The sequence below is a fragment of the Hugonella massiliensis genome (assembly GCA_001486445.1).
Lineage (GTDB): Bacteria > Actinomycetota > Coriobacteriia > Coriobacteriales > Eggerthellaceae > Hugonella > Hugonella massiliensis.
The window spans coordinates 70,425-94,719 of the sequence record LN908985.1 but is presented as its reverse complement, the minus strand read 5'-3'; the positions used below and the strand labels follow the sequence as shown (position 1 = coordinate 94,719).

Here is a 24,295-nt window from a genome sequence, read left to right as displayed (position 1 = left end):
TTCTTTCAGGCGCCCCTGCAGATCATCGTCTGCGGGGGCGCACTGCGTTATCTCTGCTTATGACCCTAATAACGTCAGGTTGCGTAGAAGGTATGGGCTTGAAACAACAAGTAATAGGACCCACTCCTGATTGGTTAAGCTAGAAGGACCGTACTTGAAAGATAGCGTTCGGTACGCTATAGAGAGAGATACCAGCTTGCAGCTGGTGCGGCGGTGTTTCGCCTTGTGGCAAATGCCGCAAGAGGCGGATCGACTGCGAAGGCGAAGGCTTCGCCGCCTTGCTTTCTCTCGAGGGATTCGGAGGGCCTTGTATGGACGTAACGCACGAACGCCGCAGGGGCGGCGCATCGGTCCTCGCCCTTGTTGCCTTGCTCGTCTGCCTGCTTTGCGCGTGCGCGTCCCCGGCTCACGCCGACGAGCCTGCAGCGTCGTCCACCGCGATGGCGGCAGAGACTATCGCGTCGACGTCGACCACCGCTTCGAGCGCGACCGATGCCGCGTCTTCCTCATCGTCTTCCGGCGATGCAGGTGCGTCGACCACCGCTACGTCGTCCACCGCGAACGAAGAGGCCGCAACCACCCTGATCAAGGCTTCGGCGGCCCGTGCGCCTCTAGCCGACAACGTGGCGGCGGCCAATGGCACCGTGCAGATCCAATATGACACGGAAAAAGAAATCCACTACGTGCTCGACCCTGAGAGCGCAAACGGTCGCATTATCCTCTACTGCATGAACAACCAGTCGCACTGGCCGCATAAAACGCCGAGCATCTCCAACGTGCCTTCCTACATCGAAGGCTATCTGACGCCGGAAAAATTCAAATCCCAGGCCGACTACGATGCCTGCATGAACAAGCTCCTCGCCATCCTCTACGCCGGCTATCCCTATAACGGCCTGAACATGTATACGATTGTCAACTCGACGCCGGGCATCACCGAAGACCAGTTCAACGCCCTGCTCAACCCGCCAAGCTGGATTAGGACCGACTTCCCCGACTCCATCGGCGACACGGTGTTCTCCTACAGCGATTATCCGGACAATAAAGCAAACCTTGAAAAGCTCCAGAAGTTTGTGAGCGATGAGCTCTTCAAGTACTACTTTACCGGTGCCACGACCCCCTCCGGCCGCACGTCGGCGGAGATCCGCGCCACGCCCTTCTACCAGGCAGCGGTCGCCATGGCCTATGCCACCGACAACGAAACGCCGCTCAAGTTGTGGGACCAGAACCACTCCGACGCCGATACGGTGACCGAGGCTGGGGCCTACGACGCTACCCAGTACGCCATCTGGGCCGTGCTCGGCGATTACGGCATCGAGTACAACTCCCTTACCTCGAAAAGCGGCGAGGTCACGCAAAAGGCGCTTGCCGTCAAACTACTCAACTACGCTTCTGCCGACCAGGTTCTGCGCGCCGAACCCGATGCGGGCAACGTGAAGATCGCCGGCGACAGCCAGTTCGCCTACGACCCCGAGTACGGGGTGTGGAAGACGGGCATGCTCTCGGTGACCGAAGGCACGAACTACCATGGCACCTACACGCTCACGCTCCCCTCGGGCGTGTCAGCTCACGAGCCCGATGGGACGCCGGTCACGAAGGTGACTGCCGGCACGAAGTTCTTCTTGGCATCGACGGACAGGCCCACGTCGACCGATATGGAGATTACGGCCTCCGACACGCTTACTTGGCTGCAGGAGTACCGCCAGTATTCGCCCCATCCGGAAAACTACACCGCATCTGACGGCAAGAACTTCCAGCACATGATCGGCGCCGCCATCAAGCAGAAGCCGGTGAACGCCACGCTGGCGCTGAAACCCGCGAACGAGGGCAGCCTCACCGTTTCCAAGTCGGTGGTGGGCGAGGCGAATTCGCAAACCGCCTTTACTTTCACGGTCACGCTGAGCGATACGAGCATCAACGGCACGTACGGTGACATGACCTTCACGAACGGCGTGGCAAGCGTCACCCTGAAGGCCGGCGAGAGCGCGACGGCTACGCACCTGCCCGCGGGCACGTCCTACCAGGTTGCCGAAACGTCGAATGCGGATTATGCGTCTACCGCGACGGGCGCCTCGGGCACGATAGCCAAGGACGCAACCGCTACGGCCGCCTTCACCAACACCCGTCTCTACAAGCTTACGCTGAGCAAGACCGTCTCGGGCCAGGCCGCGAGCACGTCGCAAGCCTTCACCCTGCACGTCACGCTGAAGGATGCGAGCGGCACCCCGCTTTCCGGCGACTACGACTACACGGGCGGCAGCGTGTCCGGTTCGGGCGCCACGGCCCCGGCCGACGGCAAGATCGCGTTCGGCGCCGACGGCACGGGCTCCGTTACCCTGACTGCCGGCCAGCAGGTCACGATCGCGGGCATCCCGTCCGGCACCACCTACACGGTGGAGGAGACCGCGAACACCGCGACCGATGCGCCGCTCTACGATGCAACCTATAACGGGTCGTCCGCTGCGGCTACCGGCGCGCTTTCGGCTGATGCGACCGTCGCCGTCGTCAACGCCGTGCAGGAAGGCGAGCTTTCGGTGACCAAGCACGTGGTGGGCGAGGTGAACTCCACCCGTGAATTCGCGTTCACCGTGAAATTGGGAGGTTCGGGCGCCCATCTTTCCGGCACCTTCGGGGACATGACCTTCACCGACGGCACGGCCACCTTCAAGCTCAGCGATGGTCAGACCAAGACGGCTTCCGCCCTGCCGGCGGGCGCCACCTACACGGTGACCGAGCAGTCGGATAGCGACTACGCCACCTCGTCCGAAAACGCCGAAGGCACGATCGCCAAGGACGCAACGGCGCAGGCGACCTTCACCAACACGCGCGGTGCGGTCACGCTGCCCCTCTCGGGTCAGGCGGGGCTCGGCGTCTTCTTCTTGGCAGGCGCCGTCCTTCTCACGCTCGCGGCGGTGCGCCTCCATCGGCGCCATATGAATTCGGCAACGAAAGGGGGCGATAGCGATGAGCTCTAACACGGCTTTTCGCAGTGGCCTGATCGCTCTGCTCACCTGCGCCTTCGCCCTCGTGCTGGCGGCCGTCGGCCTGCCGTCCGCCGCGCAGGCAGACGCTTCCGGCGCGACCACCGGCCGGTTGACAGTGGCCGCCTCCGACGGCGCGGCTGCAAGCTTCTCTGCCTACCAGGTGTTCGCGGCCGACGTGTCCGACGGCGTGGGGGAGAAGATCGCCTCCAACATCGAGTGGGCGAACGCCGACGCGGAAGCGGCCGTCGTTGCGGCTATCGAAGCAGCCGACGACACCTATGCGGGCGCGACGGCCACGCAGGCCGCCGCATGGCTCGAAGATAAGGAAACCGCCGATCCTGCGGCCTTCAATGCAGCCGTTGCCGGCATGGCAAAGAACCTGCTTGCCTCGAAGGCAGCCGCCACGGCCCTTACGGCCGGCACTACCGCTACCTTGTCCCAGGGCTACTGGCTCGTGGCGAGCGCCGACAGCGCGGTGGGCGCCGACCAAGCGGCCACGGCTCCTATTCTGGCGCTGGTAGGGGGCTCGCCCGCTCAAGCCACCGCCAAGGCGGCGGTCCCCACCGTCGGCAAAGAGGTGCTCGAGGATTCCACATCCGCCTGGCAGAAGCAGGCGGACGCCACGGTGGGCGATAGCCTCTCCTGGCGCTTGGATGCCACGGTGCCGGCGGGCATCACCGGCTACCGTTCCTACGGCGTCGCCTTCCACGACACGCTTTCCGCCGGCTTGGCCGAACCCTCGAACGTGCACGTATACGTGGCCGCCCCGGCGGCCGATGACGCGACCGCTTTCTGGGCCGACGGCGCCGAACCCGGCGACGAATGGACCGAACTCGACCCCTCCGCCTTCACGACCGCCTATGCGGCCGCCGACGACGGCGCCACCTTCGACGTGACCGTCGACGACCTCATGCAGGCGATGAAGGACGCCGGCCTCGATTTCGCCGGCGGTGCGCGCGTGGCCGTGACCTACGATGCCCCGCTCACCTCGGCGGCGGCCGTGGGCACCGCCGAGGGCAACCACAACGAAGTCACGCTGCGCTACCCGAAGTCGCCGTACAGCGATACCTTCGCGGAAACCCAGCCTCAATCGGCGATCGCCTACACGTGGGCTCTGCAGCTCACGAAGCGCGATGCCGCCAACGACGCCCCGCTTGCCGGCGCCGTGCTGCGCGTGACCGACGACCAGGGTCGCCATCTTGCCCAGGACGGCGCCTGGACTTCCGATGATGCCACGGTGACCACCGACGCCAACGGCCAGATCGCAGCCGCGGGCGTGGATTCCGGAACCTACATCGTGGAAGAGGTGCAGGCGCCCGAGGGTTACGTGCTCGCGAACGGCGCTTCGACGATCGCTCTTTCCGTGGGGCTCGACCCCGACCATATCGTGCACACGCAGATCGAGGCCGATGTGAAAGCCGCCGCCCCTCTGCGCGCCGATTCCTTCGACGCAGCCACGGGACAGGCCGACGTTTCGCTGCTCGATAGCGCTACCGATACGTCCGAGGGCGGCGGAATCGCCTCCCTCTTGCCGAAGACCGGCGACCGGTTCTACGGAATCCTGGTCGCACTGGTCGCTCTCGCGGGAGCGATTGCCCTCCTCGCTCAACGACGGGGAAGGGGGTCATCTCATAGCTGACATTCGGGTTTGCGCCGAATGCGGCGCACGAGCACGTGCAGGTGCCGCGGGTGCCTGCGCAGAACGCATGGGTAACGGAATGTGCGCAAGGCACATCGAAAAGGGAACCAAGGAGAACACATGGAACTAAGGAACCGTTTCACGCATATGGCGCTCGCCGGCGGTTTGGCTGCTGCGCTCGCCCTGGGAGGCGTGCCGTTCGGCGTCTCTTCGGCTTTTGCCGCCGACGGCACGGCGACTCAAGGCGACATCACGATCAATGCGAACACGCATGTGACGTCGGACACCACGACGCTATTGGGCTATCAGCTCTTCAAGGCGGACGTTGCCGACCAGACGGTGGGCGCTACGACGTCCAAGGCGGTGTCCAACATCACCTGGGGCAGCACCCAGGCACAGACGGCTGTCGTAGGTGCAATTAAGGCCATCGAGCCCACCTACGCGGGCACGTCCGCACAGGATGCGGCCGACTGGCTGAGCACGCACGCGTCTGGCTCGGGGTCGGCCACCGTCGTCGATGCCAACGATGCGTTTGGCAAGATTGCCGCCGCCATGCGCACGGCAGGCGCGACTGCCACCACGGTCACGCCCGGCACCAAGGCGACGCTCGATGAGGGTTACTGGCTGTTCGTGACCGACAGCGGCACGACGAACGACCACATCGACAAGGTGGGCACGGCTCCCATCTACGCGGTAGTCGGCGGCAGCGCGGTGACGGTCGACCAGAAATCGAGCCTGCCCACGGTCAACAAGTACATCAAGAACGACGCGACGGGTTCCGACTGGGCAAAGGCTGCGGATTCCCAGATTGGCCAGAGCATCGACTACAAGCTCACGGGCACCGTTTCCACGGCGCTTGCGAGTTACGACACGTACTACTACTCCTTCAGAGACGTCCTCGACTCGGGGCTTACGGCCAATTCCAGCTCTGTGAAGGTCATGGTTCAGAACCCGGCAACGGGGGATGCCGCCCAGACCGAGACCCAGGTGCGCGCCGATGACTACACCGTCGCTCTCGATTCCGCCAAAAACACGCTCACCGTTACCATCAACGACCTCAAGTCGGTGAAGGACGCGCACGGCAACGCCATTGCCATCACGCCGAATTCCGTCGTGAACGTCTACTACACGGCCCAGCTCAACAGCAAGGCGATGGTTGCTAGCAAGTCCAACGACAACACGGTGACGCTCACATACTCCAACAACCCGGGCACTAACGATCACGGTGACACCATGCCGGCGACGGTGCGCGACTACACCTACCAGCTCATGCTTATGAAGGTCGACAGCTCGGATAATTCCAAGGGCCTTCAGGGTGCCAAGTTCACCATCCAGGCCACCGGTGCCGACGAGGGCGGGGACGCGAGCAAGAAGTACGTGCAGCAAGACGGTACGCTTGGCGATAAGGCATACGAGTTCACATCTGGTACCGACGGCAGCATTGCGGTGAGCGGCCTCGATGCGGGCGAGTACACGGTCGTCGAGACCCAGGCTCCCTCCGGGTACAACACGGTGTCCAGCTTCACCTTCCAGATCTATCCCGTTTACAAGGAGGCCACGGGCGACATCGACACGATTCGCGTCAAGACCTCGAACGCCAACGTGTCTACCATCAACGTCTATGACGGCGTGGTCGACCTGGTCGTCAAGGACAAGGCGGGCATGAGCCTACCCCTTACCGGCCAGTCCGGCGTGGCCCTGCTCTGGGTCGCGGGCGGCGTGATGGTCGCCGCAGGCGCCACTCATTTGGTGCGCTCGCGCAAGAAGGACAAGGCGCAGCAGTAGGCACAAGTTAAGGCACTGCGCGTTGAGGGGTCCCGCTTCGGCGGGACCCCTGCCGTTGGGAGGACTATGCGACAGCGATCGAACAGCATGAAAGCCGGCGCCAAGCGCCGCGTGCCCCGATGGGTCGACCGGCTCGTGACGGTTGTGCTCATTGCGGGCGGCATCGGTTTGCTCGTGTGGCCTTGGGTCGCCGATTTCGTGTCGTCAACGGGCGTGGGCGCCACCATTTCCGAAGTGTCGGCCCGCGTCGATGCCATGCCCGCCGACGAAAAGCAGTGGTACCTCGACCAGGCCCACGCCTACAACGACGAGCTTGCCGGGCTCACGCCGGCCCTCGATCCTGCGCAGATCGTGCCCTACGACGACCAGCTCACCTTCGACCGCGATCCCATGATGAGCTGGGTCGACATTCCTTCGATCAACGTGAGCATGCCGATCTACCACGGCACGTCCGACGCTGCCCTCATGGCGGGCGTGGGCCACCTTGAGGGTACGAGCCTGCCGGTGGGCGGGAGCTCCACCCACTGCGTCCTCACGGCCCATTCGGGCATGCAGAACCTGCGCATGTTCGACGACATCCGCCAGCTTGAGCCGGGCGACTTGGTCCTGCTCCACACGATGGGCGATATCTACGCCTACCGGGTCACCGGCTCGGAAGTGGTCTGGCCCGACGAGGTGAATTCGCTTGCCATCGAACCCGGCCAGGACCTGCTCACCCTGGTCACCTGCACGCCCTATGGCGTCAACGACCATCGCCTGCTCGTGCACTGCGAGCGCACCGATTACGACCCCGAAGAAGCGGCCGATGCCGCATCGCTCGGCAACCGCCACTGGGGCGCTCGGGAATGGGCCCTGCTCATTGCCGCGCTCGCTGCTGCGGGCATCGCGGCCGACGTGGCCATTCGCCGCCGTCGCCATCGCGCTTTGGCGCGGCGCACGCCGCCCGGCCGCGCGTGAGCCGTGCCCCCTTCGTCGTCTAGCGTAACGAAACGGTCAAAAGTACTTGAGGAAACCGGTGCGATCGTCGCCCCTCTGCGTGACGGCTGGCGGGATGTGCTAGAGTAGCCATCATTATGAGAACGCATGCACGCACATCCAGCTCGAAAGGCGGTCGAAGTACCGCTTCGACAGACCCTGGGCCTGAAGCCCGGCCCGACCAAGCTGCTCATGCGTTAGGTTTCCTGGCGACGTCGCTCGCCGCTTTCACGTATGCATATGCGCAGGGTGCTCGCCCTGCGGCCGACGCGTCGTCCCAGCGACGTGCGTGTTCGCATGCCTACGTGGCCCTTGCTGGCGACTTGCGCACGCGTCTGGCAGGCGCTTGCGCAGACGCTGCCTGCGTTTCTCTTCCTAGCGTCGATCGTGCTTTAAGGAGCATGGACCCGTGTCAGTTGGCATAAGCATCCTCATCACCATCATCCTCATCCTGGGCAACGGCTATTTTTCGGCGGCCGAGCTCGCCTTCGTGAGCATCCGCCCCGCGCGTATGGAATCCGAGCTGAAAGCGGGCAACAAGCGCGCCGAAATTGCGATGAAAATCGCCGACGATGCCGACGACATGCTCGCCACGGTGCAGGTCTACATCACCCTGCTCGGTTTCTTCGCGTCGGCTTCGGCCGCCACCACGCTGTCGGGCCCCTTCTCGCTCTGGTTGGAAAGCCTGGGCGTGCCCGAATCCATTTCGACGGGCGCGGCCACGATCATCATCACCCTCATCGTGTCCTATGTGTCGATCGTGGTGGGCGAGCTCTTCCCCAAGCGTCTGGGTCTGGCCGACCCTGAACGCGTGGCCATGTGGATGGCCCCGAGCTTCCGCAAGAGCCAGACGATTGCCCGCCCGCTCGTGCGCCTCACGGCCGCTTCGAGCGACGGCTTGGGCAAGCTCTTCCACGTGAAGTCGCCCGACGACCGTGGGGAAGTGTCGGAAGAAGAAATCAAGTACATGGTCGCCGACAACGACGAGCTCCTGCCTGACGAGAAGCGGATGATCCACGAGATCCTCGACATGAGCGAATCGACGGCCCGCGACATCATGACCCCGCGCGCCGACATCATCTTCGTCGAGGACACCGAGACGGTGCGCCAGGTGCTCGAGCGCATGCACGGCACCGGTTATTCCCGCATGCCCGTCTTCCATGAAGACTACGACCGCATCGTGGGCATCGTGCACTACAAGGACCTCATGCCGGTCGTGCTGGGCGACGAAGGCGACGCGCCCGTGGCTAAATACGTGTCGACCGCCCAGTTCGTGCCCGAAACTAAGGACATCTTCCCCCTGCTTTCCGAAATGCAGACGAGCCGCCAGCAGATGGCGATCGTGGTGGACGAATACGGCGGCACCGACGGTCTGATCACGATCGAGGACATCGTCGAGGAAATCGTCGGCGAGATCGTCGACGAAACCGACCTGGAAGACAAATTCGTTACCCAGCTGACCGACCGCGAATGGCTCATCCAAGGCAGCATGCCGGTCGACGACGCCATCGATTTGGGCTGGCCTCTGGGCGAATCGGACAACTACGAAACGGTGGCCGGGTGGCTCATCGATATGGTCGACACGATTCCGCAGGTGGGGGATTCCTTCGTCTTCGGCGGCTACCGCTTTACCGTACAGTCGATGCGCCGCCGCCGCATCCAGGTGATTCGCGTGGAACGTTTGGAAGACGACGGCGCGCACGACGACCGCGACCACGACGACGACGGCGACGACTAGCGCGTCCTCTCCCGTTGCATTCCCGCTCCCAGTCGGGATGCCAACAAGTAGGCAACAGTGACGGCCGGCGCATGGCGTGCCCCGTGGGCCCGATGGTTTAATATCGGCTGAAAGACAGCGTCGCCGGCACCGCGGCGCGCTTTCCGAAGCGCTCCGCGATGCCCGCCACGTCCCTCCACAAGGTCACTGCCGCCGGTCTACGGGCTGGCGGGGGAAGCGGAATCGTGCAGCATCAAGCGTCGAAACGAAAGCTCAGCCGTACCTGCGACGGCCCCATCGCGGGCGTTGCCGGCGGCTTCGCTCGCTTCTTCGGCATCGACCCGGCGATCATGCGGCTCGTCTTCGTGGCCCTCACCGTGCTCACGGGCGGGGCGTTCGTGTTGGTCTACGTGGCGCTGTGGCTCGTGATGCCCAAGGATTGCGACCCCAACCGGCCGCTCGACGTCGATCCCAATTCGTTCGACTCGCAGGCGGGCTGCGGCATGTGCGGCGGCGCGGCCGACGACGACGGTCGGGCTCCGCGCCGCTCGGTTGCCTTCTTGCTCGTGCTGGGCGCCCTGCTCGTCGCGGTGGGCATGAGCTTGCTCTTCTCCCTCTGGATGCCGGGGCTCGACGCAGTGCAGTTCTGGCCCCTGCTGTTGGTGGCCCTCGGCATCCTTCGCCTGGCGGTGCCCGGCCCCAAGGGCTATTCGGTCTATGCGGTGGTCGAAGGCATCGTGATGCTCGTGCTGGGCGTGGTGCTCCTGCTTGCGGGCGTGGGCGTGATTTCGATGGACGTCGATGGCTGGTTTGCCCATGAATGGCCCTTCCTGCTCGTGGTGGCCGGCCTGCTCCTGCAGGCGCGCGCCCTGCGAATGCCCGCCTTTGCCGTGGGCGCCGCCGCCGTCCTCGTCGTCTTCTGCGTTTTGGGCGCCACCCTCTACGGGGCGGCCGGCCCACATGCCGACGATTGGATGCTCATGCCCTATCGCGAAGTGCCGCTCGACGGGCAGGCGGCTTCCGGGCCGGCGCCGGACCTTGCGGGAGGCTGGTCGGTATGAAGCGCCTGAGCGACTATCCGGCCCGCCAGCGCACGATGTTCTGGCTGGGCACCGCCTTGGTGGGGCTTGGTCTTTTGGGCGTGGTGGCCCGCTGGTTCACCGTCGACGTGTGGTGGGTGCTCGTGAGCGCGCTCGATGTCTTCTTCAGCGCCCTCTTTCCCCTGGCGGTCATCGGTCTGGGTGCCTATCTGATTTGGGCTTATTTTAATGGCGGGCTCAAATCGGCGCGCGGTAGCCGCACCGAAAACCTGCACCGCAGCGCGACCAACACGCGCATTGCGGGCGTCTGCGGCGGCATCGCGGAATACTACGGAATCGACCCGACGATCGTGCGCGTGTGCGTCCTGCTTTTGTTCCTTGCGAGCCCGCCGCTCATGTTGCTTATCTATCTCTTGCTTGCCCTCGTCATGCCCCGCGGCTAGCGCCAAAGAGATCTATCCGCTGCGACGTGTCACAGCTAAGCCGCCGCGCGACTTTGGCGTATACTTCCCACCGTATATGACGATAACGAAGGAGCGGCGTTGGGCAACATCATCGTGGTCGGGTGCGGGCGCGTGGGTTCGCAGCTGGCCAACATGCTTTCTGAAAACGGCAGCAACGTCTGCGTGATCGACCGCAACGCCGATGCGTTCTCCAACCTCGGCGGGTCCTTCAACGGGTCGGTGCTGCAGGGGGTCGGGTTCGACGAAGACACGCTGCTGCGCGCCGGCGTCGAGGAATGCGACTGCGTGGCAGCCGTCACCCAGTCCGACAACACCAACCTCATGACGGCCGAGGTGTCGAGCCGCCTCTTCCATGTGCCCCACGTGATCACCCGCCTCTACAACCAGGGGCATGAGCGCGCCTACGAACAGCTCGGGCTGGACTACGTGTGCGGCACCGCGCTCGTGGCGGAGGAAATCTTTTCCAAGATCAGCTACGGCCACGGCTTCCACGTCGATAGCTTCGGCGAATTCGAGCTGCTGCGCTTTTCGCTCAACCTGAAGGGCAACCGCTTGAAAAGCATCAAGGTTTCGCAGATCGAGCGCAGCCACGACGTGCGCATCGTGGCCTTCGAACGCGCCGACGGGCGGTCCTCGTCGATTCCCTCGGGAGATTCGGTTCTGCACCACGGCGATTCGGTGCTCGCCTGCGTGCGCCATTCGCTCATTCCGGCCTTCAGCCGCTGGATCCAAGGTTAGGGGCGACTCATGTACATCGTGATCAACGGCGGCGGCAAGGTCGGCGAATACCTGGCCCAGGTGATGCTGGCCGACGGCAATGAAGTGGCCGTCATCGAAGAGGACCAGGAAACGGCCGACCGCCTGTCGAGCGTGCTCACGGGGCGCTATCTGGTCATTTGGGGCGACGGTTGCATGTCGCGCTTCCAGGAGGACGCCGACATCCGCCGGGCAGACGTGTTCGTGTCGACCACCGGCAAGGACGACGCCAACCTCGTGTCGTGCGAGATCGCCACGCGCGTCTTCAACGTGCCGCGCGTGATCGCCCGCGTAAACAGCCCCAAAAACCAGCGCATCTTCCGCGAATGCGGCATTGAATGCGTGTCGTCGACCACGCTTATCGCCACCATCATCGAAGAAGACGCTGTGCTCGGCGGCATCAGCGTCCTGTCGAGCCTGTCGCACGGCAACGTTGCCCTGAACCAGGTGAGCGTGCCGCGCTTCCGCCATCACGACCCCGAAGAGGGCGTGCTCGCCTACAACGTGCCCCTGCCCGACGGCTGCCTGATTGTGGCCGTGTCGCGCGACGACAACAACGACATGGAAGTCGTGGGTAGCGACACCTACCTGCATCCGGGCGACGTGGTGGTCATCGCGAGCGACAAGGAGCTCAAGCAGGCGGCCGTCCAGGTGCTGCGCTCGCTGTAGCCCGGCCCGCGCCCCCCCCACTTCTCCCCGCCGTGTGCGCGCCTCCCCCGCGCCATCGCCCGTTCCGCGCCCCTCACGCTTGCGCGTGCGCCCGGCCCGCCATATGGCGGTTGCCTAGAGCCGCCCCATTCGCCTGCCTGCGCGCGGGCGTCGCGGTACAATCGTGCCATCGGCGGCGCAGGCCGCCCGGCACACCGGCAGCAGGCGGCGCAGTCCGCATGGGAAGGACGTCTATGATTCCTCGCTATACCCGACCCGAAATGGGCAAGATCTGGTCGAACGAAAACAAGTTCAACATCTGGAAGGAAATCGAGGTCCTCGCCTGCGAGGCGCAGGCCGAGCTGGGTGCGTCGGGCATCACCAAAGAGGACGCGCAGTGGATTCGCGACCACGCCGATTTCACCGTCGAGCGCATCGACGAAATCGAGGCCGTCACCAACCACGACGTCATCGCCTTCCTCACCAACATGGCCGAATACATCGACGCCGACGTCCCCGAAGGCGAGGAAAAGCCCTCCCGCTGGGTGCACTACGGCATGACGAGCAGCGACCTGGGCGACACGGCCCTGTCCTACCAGATCACGCAGGCGCTCGACATCATCATCGACGACGTGAAGAAGATCGGCGACGTCTGCAAGCGTCGCGCCTTCGAATTCCAGAACACCCTGTGCGTGGGCCGCACCCACGGCATCCATGCCGAACCCATGACCTTCGGCATGAAGTTCGGCAGTTGGGCCTGGTCGATGAAGCGCGACCTCGATCGCTTGCAGCAGGCGCGCGAGGTGGCTGCCACCGGCGCGATCAGCGGCGCGGTGGGCACGTATTCGAGCATCGACCCCTTCATCGAGCAGTACGTGTGCGAGCATTTGGGCCTCACGCCCGACCCGCTGTCCACGCAGGTCCTTGCGCGCGACCGCCACGCCCAGGTCATGTCCACGCTCGCTGTGGTCGCCGCCAGCTTCGAATCGGTCGCCCTGCAGGTGCGCCTGCTCCAGCAGTCCGACGTGATCGAAGCCGAAGAGCCCTTCAAGAAGGGCCAGAAGGGGTCGTCGGCCATGCCGCATAAGCGCAACCCCATCACGGCCGAACGCGTCTGCGGCCTCGCCCGCACGATCAAGGCCAACGCCCAGGTGGGCTTCGACGATGTAGCCCTCTTCTACGAACGCGACATCTCGCATTCCGGCGCCGAGCGCACGGCTCTGGCCGACAGCTTCATCGCGCTCGATTACATCGCCGAAAAGCTGCGCTGGATTCTCGACGGCTTGCAGACCTATCCGGAGGCCATGAAGGCCAACATGTACAAGACGCGCGGGCTCATCTTCTCGAGCAAGGTGCTGCTGGCGCTGGTGCAGACCGGCATCACGCGCGAGGACGCTTACGTGATCGTGCAGCGTAACGCGATGGCCACCTGGCACGACGTGCAGCAGGCCAAGCCTGGCCCCAGCTACCGCGAGCGCCTCGAGACCGACCCCGAATGCACCCTTTCCAAGGAAACCCTCGACGAGATTTTCGACCCCTGGGATTTCCTCACCCGCAAGGACGTCGTGTTCGATCGTCTGGAAAAGCTGGAATTCTAGTTCGGGATCATCGGGCGGAAGCGAGGGGTGCTTGCTCCCTCGCTTCCGTTTTTGAAGGGGGCGGCGAGCGCGGGCGCATGGGAGGTGTCTAAGAGAAAGTACCTGGCCCAGTGGATGAGCGCGCGTGCGGCAAGTGCCCCGCACGCGGCCGCGGTGTTCCGCACGCGGCGCGTTCCCTTCGACGGGACAGCGCGTATCCTGCCCTTAGGCTTCCGACTCTGACTGCGCGCCCGCGAGTCCCGCAGATGCGGCGCGTGCACAACGAAAGGATCTGAATCACATGGCAGAACACGAGCAGGGACGCACGAACCCCTTCCAGCACGGTGCCTGGCACCTGCCGGGAGCGAGCGTCTACCAGGTCGGCGGCGCTGCGGGCGGCGAATGCTTTGCCATCCTGCCCGAAGCGGGCGGCGGCTTCCTCGTCGACGCCGGATACGCCTGGGATGCGGCCGAAACCTTCGGTCACCTTTCGAGCGTGTGCGACCCCGCCCGTATCGAATGGATTCTGCTCACGCATTCCCATTACGACCATTGCGCCGGCGCGGCCTACCTGCATGAGCGCATGCCGCAGGCCAAGCTCGCCTGTGCGCCGTACGCGGCCCATGTGTTCAAGCGGCCCGGCGCCCTGCGCACGATGAACAAGCTCAACGCCAACGAGGCTGCGAACCAGGGGCGCACCGACTTTCCGCACGTGCCCGAACATATGCCCATCGACGTGCTTATCGACGAGGGCGACACGGTGGTTTCGGGCGGGATGACGCTTTCGGTGATGGCGGCGCCCGGTCACACCAAGGATTGCCTGGCCTTCTGGGATCCGAAGAGCCGTCTGCTGGTGAGCTGCGAGACCTCCTGCGTCTATGGAGGACCTCTGCCGCAGGGCTTCGTGGGTTTCGACGGGAACCCCGCGCCGGCCGATGTGTCCTGCCTGGCCGACACGGCCTTCCTGGTGGGCTGGCAGATGTCGCTCGACTACATCGAGCGTGCGATTGCGCTCGAGCCCGAATACGTGCTCGTGCCCCACTACGGCATCATGGCGGGGGAGGAGGGCCGCGGCTTTTTGCGCTCGGCCCGCTACTTCACCCAGTACGCGGCCGACCTCATCGTGCGCGCGCACGATGAGGGCCTCTCGAACGAAGAGGTTCAGGCGCGCTACAAGGACTTCTTCTACACCGATTACGTGAAGAGCATCCAGCCCGAGATGGCCTTCGACCTGAACGCGAGCTACACGGTGCCCCTGGTGATCAGGGAGCGCTGCGGCGCATAAGCGGCGAGCGCGAGGTTCGTGCTTGCTTGCGCCCGCCCGGCCGACCCGCCCGCGCTCGGCCGCCCGGCCCGCTCGCGCCCTCCCGGCCGACCCGCCCGCTCCTCGTATGACTGGCACGGATTGGCCGATATGCAGCAAAAATCAGCTGTCCATGGCACGGAAATGCCGAAATGCAGCATCGCCGTGGCCCAAAATTGCCTCCGCGCTCTTTGTGGGCTTTGAGTGATTAACAAAACACCAGGTCACAGAGTCGGTCGTCAACCGTAGCCGCTGGGTCGTCGCCAGCGCGTGCTGCAAAACGGCCATTCTGTGCCAGCGGACGCGGAAATTTGCTGCACATCGGCATATCTGTGCCAAAAAAGCGTGGCGGATGCCGAAAGGAAGCGCGGAAGGCGCGTGGAACGTGGTGGCGGTTTACGCTGCATGCATAAGGGCGGCACCCATGATGGCTATTGCCTAGGCCCTCGCGACCGTTCGTTGCGGGAGCTGGCGCCGGCCGAAAGCGTGCGTCTCGCCTGTGTACCCTGCTGTGTACTCAGGGGGTACACAGCCCCGAAAAACAAGAAAGGTCAGGAGCCATAAGCCCCTGACCTGCGGTTTCGAAGTGGTGGGCCGTGTGGGACTCGAACCCACGACCTTAGGATTAAAAGTCTAACGATTCAGTTTTAGTCATAGGCAAATACGGCATCTAGCTGGGGAAATACAGAATCGCCCCTGTTCAGATAAGTGCGTTTGCGGCAGGGAAAATAGGCAGATACAATGACAACAGGGAAAGTTTGTTGTCATGGTGTTGTCACGATGTTGTCATGGCACAAAAGCGAACGGAGCGGTGAAGATGGGCGGCAATGGGCGCATAGACTTCGATACGGCAAGGCTCACTATCGATAGGCGCGAGACGGTAAGAGGGCGCCCGTGGCGCGCCACCCTCTCGTATATGGCTGTGATCGGCTACGACGAAGACGGCGAGCCGATCACGAAACGAAGGCAGAAAACCAAGACCATCAATCCCAACGACTACCCAACGGAGAAGGGCGCGAAGCGCGCGGCCGAGCGGTGGGTAGAAAGCTTGAAGGAAGACCAGGAGCAAGCTGAAGCCCGCGTAGAGAAGATGCGCGTGGAGCGGGAGCGCGCAGAGGCCAGAGAGAACACCGTAACGGTCGCCGACTACGTAGACGGGTTCGTGGAGCGTTACCGCGGCGCGCACGGCACCCTCGAAGAGTCCACGAGGCGCGACTACCGCGTATCGGCAAAGCACATCCGGGAGGCGTTCGCGGACGTGCCGTTGCCGGAGCTGACCGCGAAGGCCGTAGACGAATGGCTTGTGGGCATGCAGAACGGGCACTCCCAATCATCGCAGCGCAAGGCTTACATACTTCTCAACCTCGCATGCAAGTACGCGGTGCGCGACGGCGACATTGATGTGAACCCCGTGGAGGCCGTGAGGCCCCCCGCGGGAGCGAAGGCCGACCCCAACGCGCTAACGCTTGCGAACCGCGACCATCTGGTGAACGAGTTGCGGCGATTCAGGCCAACCCCGGTTAGGACGGCCGCTCTTCTGGCGCTGTACATGGGTCTTCGCGTCGGCGAGATTGCCGCCCTGCAATGGGGCGACGTCGATTTTAAGCGCAAGGAGATAGACGTTCACGCGGCTATCGGCCAGGGCAAGGGCGCGACCTACAGGAAGGGCACCAAGAGCGAGGCGTCAAACAGGCGTCTGCCCATCCCCGAATCGCTCATGGCGCCGCTTAAAGAGCGCCGTGCTCTCATGCGCGGGCACCTTGCGTCGGCGGGCGTGAGGCTCAACGCCGACGAGTTTGCGCGCCTCTACGTGGTGGGCACCATCGAGGGCGCCTACAAGAACCCCAACTACATAAGCAAGGAGTGGCGCGTGCTGGCCGAGAACCTGGGTCTTACCGGCACCAAGGGCAGGATTGCCACGTTCCACGATCTGCGACACACGTTCGCGACCGTGGCCGTCGCCAACCACGTTGACGTGAAGAGCGTGCAAAGCTACCTCGGGCACGCGTCGGCGGCTATGACGCTCAATGTTTACGCCGATGCGGACGAGGACGCGAAGAGGCGCGCGGCCGAGGCCATGGACGGGGCGCTGAACCCCGACAACCACGAGAGCGAGCCGCCGGAGGGCGACATGCCCGACATTACCGTGATTCGCACGGCGTAGCGGGCGCAAGGCGGAGGATTGGAGCAGGAGAACGATGCAGGAAAAGGATAAGGACGGGGCCGAAGCTTCGAAGAAGAGCAATCTCACGTTTCGATTGCCAGTAACCGGGCATAAGCGGTTCATTACGCCTGATGGGAGGTTGGATACAGGGTGGAACGAAGGTCGCCTCGTGTACGCGATGTTCTTTCCCGATAGGGCCGATGCGGCTACGCACAAGGTGTACTCAGTGCGAGAGCGACCCAACATCCCCAAGATGTGCGTCTGGCGGCAGCTCGACACCGTGGACGGCGACGCCCTGTTTGACGCCATAACGCGAGCCGCCAGGAAGATGAAGAGGGAGACGGGCATCGACTTGTACGACTACGTGAGGGGCACGGTCGTGATCCCCGATGTTGCGAATCAGAACGTTTCCGAACCAGTCGCCGATGTAACTGATAGGACCATCAGGGATTGCATCAAAGCGAAAAAGGCCGAGGTCGTCCTGGCCGCCCTCGCCTACCTGAAAACTTCAATCAACGGGTTACGAGACGAGACGGGAGAGCCGATTGCGTGTGAGTACACGCCCACGGACGAGGAAAGCCTTGAAGCGGTGAAGCAGTTTGTAGGCGACCTTCTGGAAGGCTTATTCGATTGCGGCTACAAAGAGCCGGCGGCAACGGTCGTATCGTTTCTCGAAGTCGTGTTTAAAAGCATCGAGCTAGGGCGTCCTAGCGAGGCCATCGCCGACGACATGGTGCGCACCGTCGTCGATGCGGTGGACGCAAACGTGCTTGCCTACAAGAAAATGCTTTGGAGGTTGGAGGCCGAGCGCGAGAAGGCGATGGGCGTCACCCTTCTTCCGCCAGACGACTACGACTGGCCTTTCGAGGACGTCGGCGGCATACGGCGCCCCCAGATGCTATAGCGGCATGCATCCACAACATCCACACATTTGGTTTGGGGAAATCTTTCGCCCCCTAAACTTCCCCAAACCCGAAAACATGCCATCGCGGGTTTGCGTTTATCGCGTTTGGGGAAATCCAACCCGTGGATTGTTTCCCCAATGAGTAAACCCCGATCACCGTGCCTGTTCGGAACTCGGAGTGCGTAAAGTTGCGGTGCTATCCTCATGCCGTAATCAGGCGAACGAGAACGGATGTTCGCCTAAGACATGAGAAGGGATTATCGCAATGGATAATCAAGAACGAAACACCGCCATCCTATCCCCCGTCCCGCCCCGCGGGTTCGAAGGCCAGGAGCCGCCCACCATGGACACCAAGGAGGCGGCGTGGCTCCTGTCGTGCTCTGTGAAGCACGTGCGCGACCTCTGCGAAACCGGCGAGCTGAAAGCGGCGCGCGTGGGCAAGCTGTGGCGCATCAACCGCGCCCAGGTGTACGCCATCGCCGGCATCGAAGGGGAGGTGGTCGCCTAATGGAGAACACCTTCAAAGAAGGCCCCGACATGCTGCAACATGCCGAGGCCGGTTCGGGGGACTGCATCGAATCTATCCCGCCTCAAAATAGCACACGGAGCGGCAAGCCGGCGAGGGAATTCACGCCGGAACAAATCAAAGCGGCTAAACGCCGCATCGCGCTCTACCAAACCTGGCGGCGCATCAACGGGCAAGCCTACCGCTACGCCGAGCGCCTGGCCCTCGAAGAGGCCGCGAACAAGCGGCGCGTCTCCGGGCAATGGCTCGTTGCTCAAATCAGGGCGAAGGACATTGTGGACGATCAGGGGAACCCCTGCCGCCCGAACAACGACTACGCGCCCCTGATCGTGCGCGATCTTATTGCAAAGCATCCCGAGATCGCGAACCTCGTTGAGCGCCGCACGGCCGTGTACGACCGTTTGCTGGCGACCGGCGGTGATGCCGAATGACGGCCGGACTGGCGATGTGCCGCGGCGCAATGGACGTGGTGCGCCTCATCGGGGCGCCCGTGTTCCCCTGCAAGGCCGGCGGCAAGCAGCCCGCCACGGCGCACGGCTGCAAGGACGCCACCGACGACCCCGAGCGCATCGGCGCGTGGTGGCCGGAGGGCGGCGACCTCAACGTGGCCATGGCCACCGGCGGCGTCGTGGTTATCGACTTCGACGACCACGGCGCCGAGGGCGGGCCGTGCGGCTTCGACCACCTTGCGGAGTGGGAGGCCGACCATGCGCCGATCAACCGCGAGACCGTGCGCGTCAGGTCCGGCCGTGGGCGCGGCGAGCATTGGTATTACCGCGCGGCCCCCGGCGAGACCGTCAGGAACTCAACGGGCGGCGATACGGGCGTGGACGTGCGCGGCGAGGGCGGCTACGTGCTCGTGCCGCCGAGCATTCACCCGAGCGGCGAGCGGTACCGCTACGTTAGAGGGCACGATCCCGAGCGCGCCGACGTAGCGCCGCTGGGCGATGCGGAGCGGGCGTTCATAGCCCATCTGCAAGCCGGCGGGCGCCGGCCGGGAGCTGGCGGCAAGGTCGCCGTTGGCGGCAGGAACAACGCCCTCTTCATGGCCGGCATACGCGCGCAGAAGGCGGGCCTTCCCGACGGGGACGTGGAGGCGATGATGCGGGCCGAGAACGCCGGGCGGTTCGCCGAACCCCTGCCCGAACGGGAGGTGCGGCGCGCCATCGACTCTGTTCTGTCTTACGAGAAGGGGGCGAGCGGCGACCTCGTGCAGATGTTCCGCGAACGCGGCGTGGGCCAGGGCGACATGAACGACAAGGAGCTGGCGCGCCTGTTCGCGGATTGGACGCGCGGCGTGCTGGCCTACTGCCCGGACGCGCCCGAGGGCCGAAAGGGCGCCGGGACGTGGCTCTCTTACGACGGGAGGCACTGGGCGGCTACCGGGGCCGAGCAGCTGGCCGAGCTGCATTTGAAAAAGTTCATCGACGGGCTGGCGGGTTACGTCGGCATGGTGGCGGACGACAAGGCCCGCCAGGACATGTACAGGGGCGTGGCGCGCTACCAAGGCTACAGGGCGCGGCAGAACGTCCTTGCGGACGCCAAATCGGAGCTGGCGACGCCCTGGGCGCGGTTCGACCGGAACCCGCATCTTCTCAACGTGGAGAACGGCACCATTGACCTGTCGGGCGCGCCCGCTTTCAAGGCGCACGACCCCGCCGACCTCATAACGAAGCTTGCGCCCGTGCGATACGATCCCGACGCGAAAGCCACCGAGTTCGAATCGGCGGTGGCCAGGGCGATGCAGGGTGACGTGTCGCTGATCGAGTACCTTCAAAAGCTGTTCGGCAAGGCGGTGGCCGGCGACGCATCAGACGACTGCATGCACATGTTCGGGGAGCGGCCGCGCGCCGGCAAGGGCACGGTAACGGCCCCGTTGCTCGAACTCCTGGGCACGGGCGCGGACGGCTACGCGAGGCCCGTGCAGCCCGAGACGCTGGCGCTTCGCAGCTTCGCGGACGGCGGGAGGGCGTCGGGCGACCTGGCGCGGCTGGCGGGCGCCAGGCTGGCCGTAATGACCGAGCCTAACAAGGGCATGGAGTTGGACGCCGAGCGCGTGAAGCAGCTCACGGGCGGCGACCTCGTGACCGCCCGCTACCTCTACGGGAACGACTTTTCTTTTCGCTTCTCCGGCGTGATCGTCATGCAGGCAAACAATTTTCCCGAGATAAGCGACCCGAGCGTGTGGGACTCCGGGCGCGTGCGCGTGGTCCCGTTCGACGCCTCGATCCCGCCGGACGAGCGGGACGCCGGGCTGAGGGCGCGGCTGTGCGAGCCGGAGATCCTGTCGGGCGTGCTCAACTGGGCGCTTCGCGGCGTGGGGCTGTACCGTGATCAGGGGTTCGAGCCGCCCGAGGCAGTGCGCGACGCGACAATGGCCTACCAGGCGCGTTCGGACATGCTCTCCAAATTCCTGGCCGATTGCACGGAGCAGGAGAGCGGGGCGCTAACGACCATGGCCGACCTGAAAGCCAGGTACGAGCAATGGTGCGTCGCCGATGGGCGCAACGGGGTGAGCAAAAGCGAGTTCGCCGGGAAAGTGCGGGCGCGACTGCCGTTCAGGAAGACGGCGACCATAGACGGCGACACGAAGCGCAACGTGGTTGTCGGTGTCCGTTTGCGGTAACTAGATGCGCCCAGACGCGCCGGTGTGCAAAATGTGCATCTCTAAACCTTCTCTCTATAAAAATTCCTATAGGGGAAAAGTTATGGGATGCACAAAATGCACACCCGACGCCGGAAGCGAAACAACCACCGCGAAAACGACCATTTCGAAGGAGATACCATGCCCGATCTGTATTGCCCGATCACGTTCGTTGGCGGAACCCCCGGCATCTGCACGAAGCAGTGGGGCGGGGCCGTCTGCCGCAACTGCCCTTGCGACTCGCTTGCGAGAATCGCCGACGAGCTGCACGCCCTGGGCGACGTCGCGAACGCCGACGGGACGAGCGAGGCGATCGCGGGCGGCTTGTGCGAGGTCGCCGAGGCAATCGCCTACGCGAAAGGGGAAGACTGTTAGAGGCCATAAACCTATACATGTATAGGATACAAGCGCCCGCGTGACGCATGCCATTAGGTTTCAGAACATCTAGCGAAAGGACATTCGCATGTTGGACAACACGGACATTGAATCGCTGGCGGAATCCGCCGCGTTCCTGCGCGACCGCATGGAGAAGATGCGCGGCAAGATGGGGCCGATGGGCGTAACCGGATCAGAGCATTTGGAAAAACGCTACATGGCTCTGTCCGCGGAGTACCGGCGGACGATCGCGCAAATGGATGTGGCGGAGGGGCGGGAACGAGCCTGACCACTGCCGGCCCATCATGGAGCATTCCGAGCGGCGAAGCTAGACGACCAAGTACGCGGGGGTATCGAAAACGGGGCCTTAGAACGCGTCTGACGGCTCCGCAGGATGCGCTCTAAGGGGCGGCGCGGTTTTATGGGGAAATTATCCATCGGGGGTATTGGCCCTCGTGCGTGGGTGGCTGAGCGCGAGCGCCGTAAAAAAAGCCCCCGCCACTGCACCGAAGTGCCGGGACCGAGAGCGACCGCGCATCGGATGATGAGATAGCTAAAGGGAGGGCGCTTGCGATTGTCGTGTATCCCCCGGCGGTCCCCGCCCCGCGCTGAAAAAGGGGTGTTTGGGGTGCTGGGGGACTGCGAGACGGCGACCGGGCACGAGGGGGCGAGGGGCCGGCAGGAGCCGGCGCCCGCATGAGAAAGAACGGAGCAAAAGTAAATGGCCGAGCGAAAGAACGACAACATGATTGAGCACGCGTTCGAGCATCCGGAGTTCGGAACGCTAAGGGTGTACGAGTCGCCGGACGGGCGCGTGTCATTCAACCTGGAAGACGTGGCGCGGGTACTGGGGCTGACGCCGGAAGAGGCGGCCGAGCTTGCCGGCCCCGAGAACGTCGGGAGCGCGGCGCCGGTGAGCACCATAGAGGACGTGAGGGCCTTCGACGCCCTGATTGAGGCGCTGTAAGAGCGCGAGCACGCGAGCATGAGCGGCTAGATCGCGGGCGACAACCGCCGACTATCCAAAGTCCCCTTCCCATTACGTAGTAATGGAAGGGGGCTTTGCCGTATTTCGGGACGGGTTTTCAAAATTTCGCCGCACGAAAGATTAACTTCCCGCGCCGGTCCCACATGGGCGGCGCTGTCGGATGGAGTAGGGGGGGGCGGCATCCGACGGTGCCCCTACGGTTGCCGGTAGCCGGGTTACTGCCCGGTTCGCCCCAAGCATGTTGTCATTTTGTTGTCATGCGTGTTGTCAAACCGTGACAACACGGCCGAAAAACAAGAAAGGTCAGGAGCCATAAGCCCCTGACCTGCGGAAACGAAGTGGTGGGCCGTGTGGGACTCGAACCCACGACCTTAGGATTAAAAGTCCTCTGCTCTACCAACTGAGCTAACGGCCCGGCACGGGCACCGGGTGCCTATGCGCAACGGCTATTGTATCGGTGCCTTTACGTGAGGTCAATGAAGGTTTTATCCAGAACGGGCAGAGTCCGAGCGCAGTCCATGGCCGGAGCCCTACAATCTGCTGAAACACTAGCGCGTGATGGAGTGCCGCCGCGCGGCCCGCTGCCCGTCGGCTCGCCGTCTGGGAAGCCGACCTGCCGCCGTATCGGCAGCCGCCCCGTCGCTTGCTCGCGCGCACAACAGGAAGGAACACCTATGCCTACAGGTCGCAGACACGCCGGTGGCTACACGCTCACCAAACCGGTCTACTTCATCGGCTTCATGGGCGCCGGCAAAACGAGCGTCTCCCAGTACTTGGCCCTCACGCTGGGCCTTGCATCCCTTGACGCCGACGAATATCTCGAACTGCTCGAAGATCGCGTCATCGCCGACATCTTCGCCGAAGACGGGGAAGACGCCTTCCGCGACCTCGAGACCCGCTATCTGAAGGAAATCTCCGAACGCTCGCCTCGCCTGATCGGCTGCGGCGGCGGCGTGGTCAAGCGTGCGCAAAACGTCCGCATCATGAAGGAGCACGGCTACGTGGTCTATCTGGGCGTCACGGCCGACGAAGCCGCCGCCCGCATCCCCAACACCGATTCGCGCCCCCTCTTCAAGAACCTCGACGTCGCGCGCAAGACCGTGGCCGAACGCGAGCCCCTCTACGAGGCCGCGGCCGACGTCTACGTGTCCACCACGGGCCGCGAGGTCCCCGAAATCGCCGACGAAGTTCGCGACCGTCTCCTGGAAAGTGGAGTTTTGGTCAAGGAATCGTAAGACCGCCCGCCGTAGGCGAAAGGCGTTACAATACGCAACTGGAGCAATTCGAGCGACACGGATGCACATGCTTCCGCGCCGCTCGTTTTTTCGGAGTGCAGATGTTCGCACGGGCAACGCTTCTACCCCGTATTCTGCCGCATAGTGCTAGGCGCCGTTCGACCGCCTGTTCGCCCGAAGGTATCGGGCGAAAGTGGGCTCTCTGGGCCCTTTCTCTATGTGGGTAGAAACCGCATCGGCGCCGAGTAACTGCTGTTTCGCTTAACGGAGGAACTTTTTTGAGCAAGCAAGATGTCATCGAGCTCGAGGGCAAGGTCATTGAAGCCCTGCCGAACGCCATGTTTCGCGTGGAACTCGAAAACGGCCACGAGATTCTGGCTCACATTTCCGGCAAGATGCGCATGCACTACATCAAAATCCTGCCGGGCGACCGCGTAACGGTCGAGCTTTCCGTATACGACCTCGAACGCGGCCGTATCACGTACCGCTTCAAGTAGGCAGCAATTCCGCGCAAGCCGCTGCGCGCCTGTTGGAAAGCAATCACCTGCGGCTGGGTGTGCATATAGGCTAACCA

Annotated in this window: 21 protein-coding genes and 1 tRNA gene; 21 read left to right on the top strand and 1 reads right to left on the bottom strand. The window is 63.8% G+C overall.

The genetic code is table 11. The features are described from left to right. Window positions 1–311 precede the first annotated feature (311 nt). From BN3270_RS02185 to BN3270_RS02095, 19 genes are all read left to right on the top strand, one after another. Window positions 312–2,972 carry a DUF7601 domain-containing protein gene (locus tag BN3270_RS02185; protein WP_058985560.1) on the top strand — a complete coding sequence of 887 codons (2,661 nt, stop codon included), beginning with the start codon at window positions 312–314 and terminating at the stop codon, window positions 2,970–2,972. Continuing rightward, window positions 2,962–4,620 carry a SpaA isopeptide-forming pilin-related protein gene (locus tag BN3270_RS02180; protein WP_058985559.1) on the top strand — a complete coding sequence of 553 codons (1,659 nt, stop codon included), beginning with the start codon at window positions 2,962–2,964 and terminating at the stop codon, window positions 4,618–4,620. The genes BN3270_RS02185 and BN3270_RS02180 overlap by 11 nt, the downstream gene beginning before the upstream one ends. Before the next feature lie 120 nt (window positions 4,621–4,740). Further along, window positions 4,741–6,405: a SpaH/EbpB family LPXTG-anchored major pilin gene (locus BN3270_RS02175; protein ID WP_058985558.1), complete on the top strand. Its 1,665-nt coding sequence runs from the start codon at window positions 4,741–4,743 to the stop codon at window positions 6,403–6,405. Window positions 6,406–6,471: 66 nt separating this feature from the next. After that, a complete protein-coding gene (locus BN3270_RS02170; protein WP_082673284.1) occupies window positions 6,472–7,362 on the top strand; it encodes a class C sortase in 891 nt (296 codons plus the stop codon). A gap of 427 nt (window positions 7,363–7,789) precedes the next feature. Next, window positions 7,790–9,118: a hemolysin family protein gene (locus BN3270_RS02165; RefSeq protein ID WP_058985556.1), complete on the top strand. Its 1,329-nt coding sequence runs from the start codon at window positions 7,790–7,792 to the stop codon at window positions 9,116–9,118. Between the two features lie 224 nt (window positions 9,119–9,342). After that, window positions 9,343–10,158: a PspC domain-containing protein gene (locus BN3270_RS09605; RefSeq protein ID WP_058985555.1), complete on the top strand. Its 816-nt coding sequence runs from the start codon at window positions 9,343–9,345 to the stop codon at window positions 10,156–10,158. Beyond that, a complete protein-coding gene (locus BN3270_RS09205) occupies window positions 10,155–10,580 on the top strand; it encodes a PspC domain-containing protein (protein WP_271711880.1) in 426 nt (141 codons plus the stop codon). The genes BN3270_RS09605 and BN3270_RS09205 overlap by 4 nt, the downstream gene beginning before the upstream one ends. Before the next feature lie 99 nt (window positions 10,581–10,679). Continuing rightward, window positions 10,680–11,339: a potassium channel family protein gene (locus tag BN3270_RS02150; RefSeq protein WP_058985554.1), complete on the top strand. Its 660-nt coding sequence runs from the start codon at window positions 10,680–10,682 to the stop codon at window positions 11,337–11,339. Window positions 11,340–11,348: 9 nt separating this feature from the next. Then, complete coding sequence (locus BN3270_RS02145) at window positions 11,349–12,026, top strand: potassium channel family protein (RefSeq protein WP_058985553.1); 678 nt, start codon at window positions 11,349–11,351, stop codon at window positions 12,024–12,026. A 233-nt stretch (window positions 12,027–12,259) separates the two neighbouring features. Continuing rightward, complete coding sequence (gene purB, locus BN3270_RS02140; protein ID WP_058985552.1) at window positions 12,260–13,603, top strand: adenylosuccinate lyase; 1,344 nt, start codon at window positions 12,260–12,262, stop codon at window positions 13,601–13,603. Window positions 13,604–13,883: 280 nt separating this feature from the next. Then, a complete protein-coding gene (locus tag BN3270_RS02135) occupies window positions 13,884–14,867 on the top strand; it encodes an MBL fold metallo-hydrolase (protein WP_058985551.1) in 984 nt (327 codons plus the stop codon). A gap of 835 nt (window positions 14,868–15,702) precedes the next feature. Then, on the top strand, window positions 15,703–17,049 hold the full coding sequence (locus tag BN3270_RS02130) for a tyrosine-type recombinase/integrase (protein ID WP_167551311.1): 1,347 nt from the start codon (window positions 15,703–15,705) through the stop codon (window positions 17,047–17,049). Between the two features lie 34 nt (window positions 17,050–17,083). After that, window positions 17,084–17,953, top strand: coding sequence for a hypothetical protein (locus BN3270_RS02125; protein ID WP_058985549.1), 870 nt, complete (start codon window positions 17,084–17,086; stop codon window positions 17,951–17,953). 265 nt (window positions 17,954–18,218) lie between these two features. Continuing rightward, window positions 18,219–18,461, top strand: a complete 243-nt coding sequence (locus BN3270_RS02120) for a helix-turn-helix domain-containing protein (RefSeq protein ID WP_058985548.1) — start codon at window positions 18,219–18,221, stop codon at window positions 18,459–18,461. Then, window positions 18,461–18,910, top strand: a complete 450-nt coding sequence (locus BN3270_RS02115) for a hypothetical protein (protein ID WP_058985547.1) — start codon at window positions 18,461–18,463, stop codon at window positions 18,908–18,910. The genes BN3270_RS02120 and BN3270_RS02115 overlap by 1 nt, the downstream gene beginning before the upstream one ends. Then, window positions 18,907–21,105, top strand: coding sequence for a phage/plasmid primase, P4 family (locus BN3270_RS02110; protein WP_082673281.1), 2,199 nt, complete (start codon window positions 18,907–18,909; stop codon window positions 21,103–21,105). Before BN3270_RS02115 ends, BN3270_RS02110 begins: the two co-directional genes overlap by 4 nt. A 159-nt stretch (window positions 21,106–21,264) precedes the next feature. Continuing rightward, a complete protein-coding gene (locus BN3270_RS02105; RefSeq protein WP_148335454.1) occupies window positions 21,265–21,498 on the top strand; it encodes a hypothetical protein in 234 nt (77 codons plus the stop codon). Window positions 21,499–21,586: 88 nt separating this feature from the next. Then, window positions 21,587–21,787 (top strand): hypothetical protein, encoded by a 201-nt coding sequence (locus BN3270_RS02100; protein ID WP_058985544.1) that lies wholly within the window; start codon window positions 21,587–21,589, stop codon window positions 21,785–21,787. A gap of 432 nt (window positions 21,788–22,219) precedes the next feature. Further along, a complete protein-coding gene (locus tag BN3270_RS02095; RefSeq protein ID WP_058985543.1) occupies window positions 22,220–22,465 on the top strand; it encodes a hypothetical protein in 246 nt (81 codons plus the stop codon). Between the two features lie 360 nt (window positions 22,466–22,825). On the opposite strand, the gene BN3270_RS02090 is transcribed toward BN3270_RS02095, so the two are convergent. Continuing rightward, window positions 22,826–22,901, bottom strand: a tRNA-Lys gene (locus BN3270_RS02090). Between the two features lie 259 nt (window positions 22,902–23,160). On the opposite strand from BN3270_RS02090, the gene BN3270_RS02085 reads away from it, so the two are divergent. Both BN3270_RS02085 and infA read left to right on the top strand, forming a co-directional pair. Beyond that, entirely contained in the window at window positions 23,161–23,721 is a 561-nt protein-coding gene (locus BN3270_RS02085) for a shikimate kinase (protein WP_058985542.1), read from the top strand. A gap of 278 nt (window positions 23,722–23,999) precedes the next feature. Then, window positions 24,000–24,218 (top strand): translation initiation factor IF-1, encoded by a 219-nt coding sequence (infA, locus tag BN3270_RS02080; protein ID WP_058985541.1) that lies wholly within the window; start codon window positions 24,000–24,002, stop codon window positions 24,216–24,218. Window positions 24,219–24,295: the final 77 nt, after the last annotated feature.

What these genes read in the sequence shown, in the direction of transcription:
- BN3270_RS02185 (WP_058985560.1), top strand. Translation starts at nt 312, where the DNA reads ATGGACGTAACGCACGAACGCCGCAGGGGCGGCGCATCGGTCCTCGCC.
- BN3270_RS02180 (WP_058985559.1), top strand. Translation starts at nt 2,962, where the DNA reads ATGAGCTCTAACACGGCTTTTCGCAGTGGCCTGATCGCTCTGCTCACC.
- BN3270_RS02175 (WP_058985558.1), top strand. Translation starts at nt 4,741, where the DNA reads ATGGAACTAAGGAACCGTTTCACGCATATGGCGCTCGCCGGCGGTTTG.
- BN3270_RS02170 (WP_082673284.1), top strand. Translation starts at nt 6,472, where the DNA reads ATGCGACAGCGATCGAACAGCATGAAAGCCGGCGCCAAGCGCCGCGTG.
- BN3270_RS09205 (WP_271711880.1), top strand. Translation starts at nt 10,155, where the DNA reads ATGAAGCGCCTGAGCGACTATCCGGCCCGCCAGCGCACGATGTTCTGG.
- BN3270_RS02145 (WP_058985553.1), top strand. Translation starts at nt 11,349, where the DNA reads ATGTACATCGTGATCAACGGCGGCGGCAAGGTCGGCGAATACCTGGCC.
- purB (WP_058985552.1), top strand. Translation starts at nt 12,260, where the DNA reads ATGATTCCTCGCTATACCCGACCCGAAATGGGCAAGATCTGGTCGAAC.
- BN3270_RS02135 (WP_058985551.1), top strand. Translation starts at nt 13,884, where the DNA reads ATGGCAGAACACGAGCAGGGACGCACGAACCCCTTCCAGCACGGTGCC.
- BN3270_RS02130 (WP_167551311.1), top strand. Translation starts at nt 15,703, where the DNA reads ATGGGCGGCAATGGGCGCATAGACTTCGATACGGCAAGGCTCACTATC.
- BN3270_RS02125 (WP_058985549.1), top strand. Translation starts at nt 17,084, where the DNA reads ATGCAGGAAAAGGATAAGGACGGGGCCGAAGCTTCGAAGAAGAGCAAT.
- BN3270_RS02120 (WP_058985548.1), top strand. Translation starts at nt 18,219, where the DNA reads ATGGATAATCAAGAACGAAACACCGCCATCCTATCCCCCGTCCCGCCC.
- BN3270_RS02115 (WP_058985547.1), top strand. Translation starts at nt 18,461, where the DNA reads ATGGAGAACACCTTCAAAGAAGGCCCCGACATGCTGCAACATGCCGAG.
- BN3270_RS02110 (WP_082673281.1), top strand. Translation starts at nt 18,907, where the DNA reads ATGACGGCCGGACTGGCGATGTGCCGCGGCGCAATGGACGTGGTGCGC.
- BN3270_RS02105 (WP_148335454.1), top strand. Translation starts at nt 21,265, where the DNA reads ATGCCCGATCTGTATTGCCCGATCACGTTCGTTGGCGGAACCCCCGGC.
- BN3270_RS02100 (WP_058985544.1), top strand. Translation starts at nt 21,587, where the DNA reads ATGTTGGACAACACGGACATTGAATCGCTGGCGGAATCCGCCGCGTTC.
- BN3270_RS02095 (WP_058985543.1), top strand. Translation starts at nt 22,220, where the DNA reads ATGGCCGAGCGAAAGAACGACAACATGATTGAGCACGCGTTCGAGCAT.
- BN3270_RS02085 (WP_058985542.1), top strand. Translation starts at nt 23,161, where the DNA reads ATGCCTACAGGTCGCAGACACGCCGGTGGCTACACGCTCACCAAACCG.